The sequence below is a fragment of the Corallococcus sp. CA041A genome (assembly GCF_003612075.1).
In the GTDB taxonomy this organism is placed as follows: Bacteria; Myxococcota; Myxococcia; order Myxococcales; family Myxococcaceae; genus Corallococcus; species Corallococcus exiguus.
Genome location: NZ_RAWF01000452.1, coordinates 1 through 3,804, shown reverse-complemented (window position 1 = coordinate 3,804; position 3,804 = coordinate 1). Strand labels below are relative to the sequence as shown.

Here is a 3,804-nt window from a genome sequence, read left to right as displayed (position 1 = left end):
CCTCCCTCCCCCATCCTGAAGGATTCATGACCTTCATCTTCGGGTTCCTGATCTGGGCCATCCTCCCGGGGGCCTGCCTGTTCACCATGGTGAGGGTGCTGCGCCAGCACCGGCTCACCCGGGAGCTGCGAGCGCGGGGACTGCGCGCTCCGGGCGAGGTCGTCAACCTGCGCACGGACTTCCTGTCGAACTCCGTGATCATGGAGTACGTCTTCCATCTGCCGGACGGTTCGGAGCACCACGAGGCGCTCCGCCTGAGCAGGCGCCCCCTGCGCTCGCATCCCTCGGTGGGGGACCCACTCGAAGTCACCTACCTCCCGGACGACCCCCGCCAGCATCAACGCGCAGGGGCGGAAGTCGGGCTGCTCACGCTCGTGGCCACGATGGTCGTCCTGGTGCTCGTCATGGTCGTGGGCGGGTACATCGTGTACCAGATGATGATGCCCCACCCCACGCAGGGCCACGCGCGAGCCCCGCTGGAGCCCGTCACCTCGCAGGGCTTGCGCCAGACCGGCGAGCCTCCGCGGAATGCCGTACAGGAGCAGCAGCGGCAAGATGTGGCACGGGAAGCCCCCTCCCCGTGAACCCCCTCATCCAGAGGGTGGCCCTGGCGCGCTTCGTCCTGGACCGTGGCGTCCGTCTTCTCCCTGCCGGACGGCGCGGAGCACCACGGCACGTCTTGCAATGACGGGGGAAGGGCCAATCCCTCCGCGTTGCCTTCGAGTCCGCGCCCCCGTCATCCTGAGGCATCCATGCTCCCCATCAATGCGATCCTGCTCATGGTGTTCTTCGTGGGGGCGCCCCTGGCGCTGACGGTGATGCTGGTGCGCCAGCACCGGCTCACCCTGGCGCTGCGGGAGCGCGGACGGCCCGCCCGGGGCAAGGTGGTCCGCATCCGCGAAAGCTGGTTGAACGTGAACCACGTGTTCGTGGAGTACGTCTTCCGCCTGCCAGACGGTTCGGAGATCCACGGCAAGTACAAGATCCACCGGCACGTGTTGCCGTCCCAGCCCGTGTCCGAGGGCGACCCCCTGGAGTTCCTCTACCTGCCGGACGCCCCCCACAGGCACCAGCGCGCGGACGTGGAGAGCGGGCGCCTCAACCTCCTGACCGGGATCTTCGGCCTCGCGGTCCTCTTGACCCTGGCCTTCATCACGTGGATGAACGCGCGCTGAAGGGTCCCGGACCGCGCGGCCCCAGGGCGCGGTTTAGTTGGGCCCGTAGAAGGGCTCGCCCGCGGCGGGCACCGCGAGCGTCACGGAGCTGGCCACGGAAGACACCGGGGCGCGGTAGATGCTCGGGTCACCGCCGGAGTCGTTGAAGAGGAAGCCCAGCTCCGTGCTGCTCGTCCAGCTGGGGAAGCTCTCCTCCACGGTGCTCGCCGTGTAGTCCGTCAGCCGCCGCACGGAGCCGCTGATGCCGTTGGCCGTCGCGTTGCCCACGAAGATGCGCGTGCTGCCGTTGGACAGCCGCCCGTCCAGCGCCACCTGCCGCCCGTCCGGGGACACCACCGCGCGGTTCGCGATGGCCAGCACCTCGTTGCCCAGCGCCACGAAGTTGGCGCTGCCACCGCCGGCCGGCACGAACGCGAGCTGGTTGTAGAAGGAGGCACTGCTGCCCGCGGGCGCCACCACCGTGTTGCCGCTGGGGAAGAAGGACGGCGACCCGAAGGCGATGCCCGCGTTGGGCGTCAACTCCACGAAGCCGCTGCCATCCACCGCGATGCGCGCCAGCGAGCTCAGCGCCCCCGACGTCCGCTCGAACGCGAAGACGATGAAGCGGCCATCCGGGCTGAACGTGGGCCCGCGGAAGCCAGTGCAGCTGCCGCATGCCGCGTCGTTGGTGCTCAGCAGCGTGGCCACCGGCCCGCCCGTGGTGGGCACCGTCTGGAGCGAGTACGTGTTTCCAGAGCGCTGCACGAACACGATGCTGTTGCCGTTCTTGGAGATGGAGGGCGTGTACGCGCCGCCGGCCGTCGTCAGCCGCTGCGGACTGTTGGGGTCGCCGTCGTCGTCCACCACGTAGATGTTCCGGTCGCCGCGCACGAAGGCGAAGCCCCGGTCGAAGAGGACGTCACCCGTGGTGCCGCCACCGCCAAAGTCCGTGGGCTCACACGCCCCCAACAACCCCACCGCCACCACACCGCCGAGCAACCGCCGCATGCCCATCATCGCTGTCTCTCCCGCCGTGCCGGCCCTGTCACACGCGCGCTTCGCGCCCGAACACTACAGGGCGCGCCGGACAAGACGTCAACGCACACGGAGGCATTCACGCGCCCCCGTGTCCGGGAGCGCGCACGCGCCTTCAGCGGTTGAGACGGTTCAGTTCGTTGCGGCAGACGTTGCAGGGGCCCAGCGACTTGCGGTCGATGTCCTGCGGGGACTGCGGGAGGAACATCACGCAGCGTGAGTCCTCGCAGTACGACAGGCCGATGAGGTGCCCGGCCTGGTGCACCGCCTCCACCTGCACGCGGCGGCGCAGCGTTTCGCCCTCCGCGCCCTGGCGCAGCCGGTACAGGCTCATCACCGCGACCTTGGACTCCCGGTCCGCCTGCCCGAAGACGAAGGGCGAGTCCGGTTCGAAGAGGTCCGCGTCCGTCACGCCCATCACCAGCTCCTGCGGCGCTTCATCCAGCACCGTACCCAACCGGCGCATGATGGCGTTGCAGTGGTACTGGCTGCGGTCCTTGTTGAAGGCATAGGCCGGGGAGGACAGCGCCATCCGGCTCACGACCGAGCTGACGCCCAGATGGGTCGTCAGCGGTTCCTGCAAGGCGTTCACGATCGCGGACGGTGGACTGCCCACGGTGACCAGCAGGAGCGTCTTCTGCGGCATCAGCCCACCGCCTTCTACCTCCGGACGGACGACGTTGACCGCGTCCCCCCGGAGCGGAGTGGCTGGGGCGCAAGGATTCGAACCTTGATAATCAGAGTCAAAGTCTGACGTCCTGCCATTAGACGACGCCCCAGCAGGTTCGCACGCGTACTCGTGGGCCGATACTACGGCACTTTGACGGGCGCGGGAACCCACTCTGACGCTGCCCCCTTCAGTCCATGGAGTGCGGGGGGTGGATCACTCCCCCGGACGCCACCTGGGAGGCTGCCGGGGGGACGGGCTGTCATCCACCCGACAGCTGAGGCCCCTCTTCAGCCCTTCAGCACGGCCAGGGGCGTGAGCCGGACGCGGGGCGTCACGAGTTCCGCCTCGTCCTCCAGCACCTCGGTGAGGTCCCGGTAGGCGGCGGGGGCCTCCTCCACCAGGGCGCGGGTCCGGCCCGGGTCGAACACCACGCGGCGCAGGGCGTGGACCAGGGCGTCCGGGCGGATGCGAGCCCGGGCCTCCGTGCGGGTGAGCACGCGGCCCGCGCCGTGGGAGCAGGAGCGGAAGGCGCGGGGCTCCCCCTGCCCTTCGACGACGTAGGAGGCCGTGCCCATGGAGCCGGGGATGAGCCCCCGGGCTCCGGCATCCAGCCCCACCGCGCCCTTGCGGTGGACCCAGAGCGCGCGGCCGAAGTGCGTCTCGGAGGCGACGTGGTTGTGGTGCACGTCCACGGTGCTGTCCGGGTCCGGGGCCACGCCCAGCACGTCCGCCAGCACCGCCAGGGCCCGGGCGGCGAGCTGGTCCCGGTTCGCTCGGGCGAAGCGGCACGCCAGGTCCAGGTCATTCACGCAGGCCCGGCCCGCTTCGGTGCGGGTGTCGAGCGCGGGCGGCGTGCCCTGTCCCAGCACCTGGGCCACGCGCTGGTGGTGTTCCCCCACGGCGCCCCCCACGCCCCGCGAACCGGAGTGGATGAGCAGCCAGAGG

At 70.1% G+C, this 3,804-nt stretch carries 5 protein-coding genes and 1 tRNA gene; 2 read left to right on the top strand and 4 right to left on the bottom strand.

The genetic code is table 11. The features are described from left to right. Nucleotides 1-584, top strand: a 584-nt coding sequence (locus D7V77_RS40825; RefSeq protein WP_233597537.1) for a DUF3592 domain-containing protein, incomplete at its 5' end; no start/stop codon positions are given. A 168-nt stretch (nt 585-752) separates the two neighbouring features. Continuing rightward, nucleotides 753-1,175, top strand: a complete 423-nt coding sequence (locus D7V77_RS40820; protein ID WP_120581573.1) for a DUF3592 domain-containing protein — start codon at nt 753-755, stop codon at nt 1,173-1,175. Between the two features lie 33 nt (nt 1,176-1,208). Here the strand turns inward: D7V77_RS40820 and D7V77_RS40815 are convergent, their stop codons facing one another. The 4 genes from D7V77_RS40815 to D7V77_RS40800 form a co-directional block, all read right to left on the bottom strand. Beyond that, entirely contained in the window at nt 1,209-2,171 is a 963-nt protein-coding gene (locus tag D7V77_RS40815; RefSeq protein WP_120581572.1) for a PD40 domain-containing protein, read from the bottom strand. A gap of 133 nt (nt 2,172-2,304) precedes the next feature. After that, a complete protein-coding gene (locus tag D7V77_RS40810) occupies nt 2,305-2,835 on the bottom strand; it encodes a non-proteolytic archaemetzincin-like protein (RefSeq protein ID WP_120581571.1) in 531 nt (176 codons plus the stop codon). Nucleotides 2,836-2,894: 59 nt separating this feature from the next. Continuing rightward, nucleotides 2,895-2,968 (bottom strand) — tRNA-Gln (locus tag D7V77_RS40805). A gap of 178 nt (nt 2,969-3,146) precedes the next feature. After that, nucleotides 3,147-3,804 (bottom strand): RtcB family protein (locus tag D7V77_RS40800; protein WP_147452333.1); only part of this gene is annotated, 658 nt, incomplete at its 5' end.

Excerpts from the sequence above, each read along its gene's own strand:
- D7V77_RS40815 (WP_120581572.1), bottom strand. The coding sequence starts at position 2,171 with ATGATGGGCATGCGGCGGTTGCTCGGCGGTGTGGTGGCGGTGGGGTTG.
- D7V77_RS40820 (WP_120581573.1), top strand. The coding sequence starts at position 753 with ATGCTCCCCATCAATGCGATCCTGCTCATGGTGTTCTTCGTGGGGGCG.
- D7V77_RS40810 (WP_120581571.1), bottom strand. The coding sequence starts at position 2,835 with ATGCCGCAGAAGACGCTCCTGCTGGTCACCGTGGGCAGTCCACCGTCC.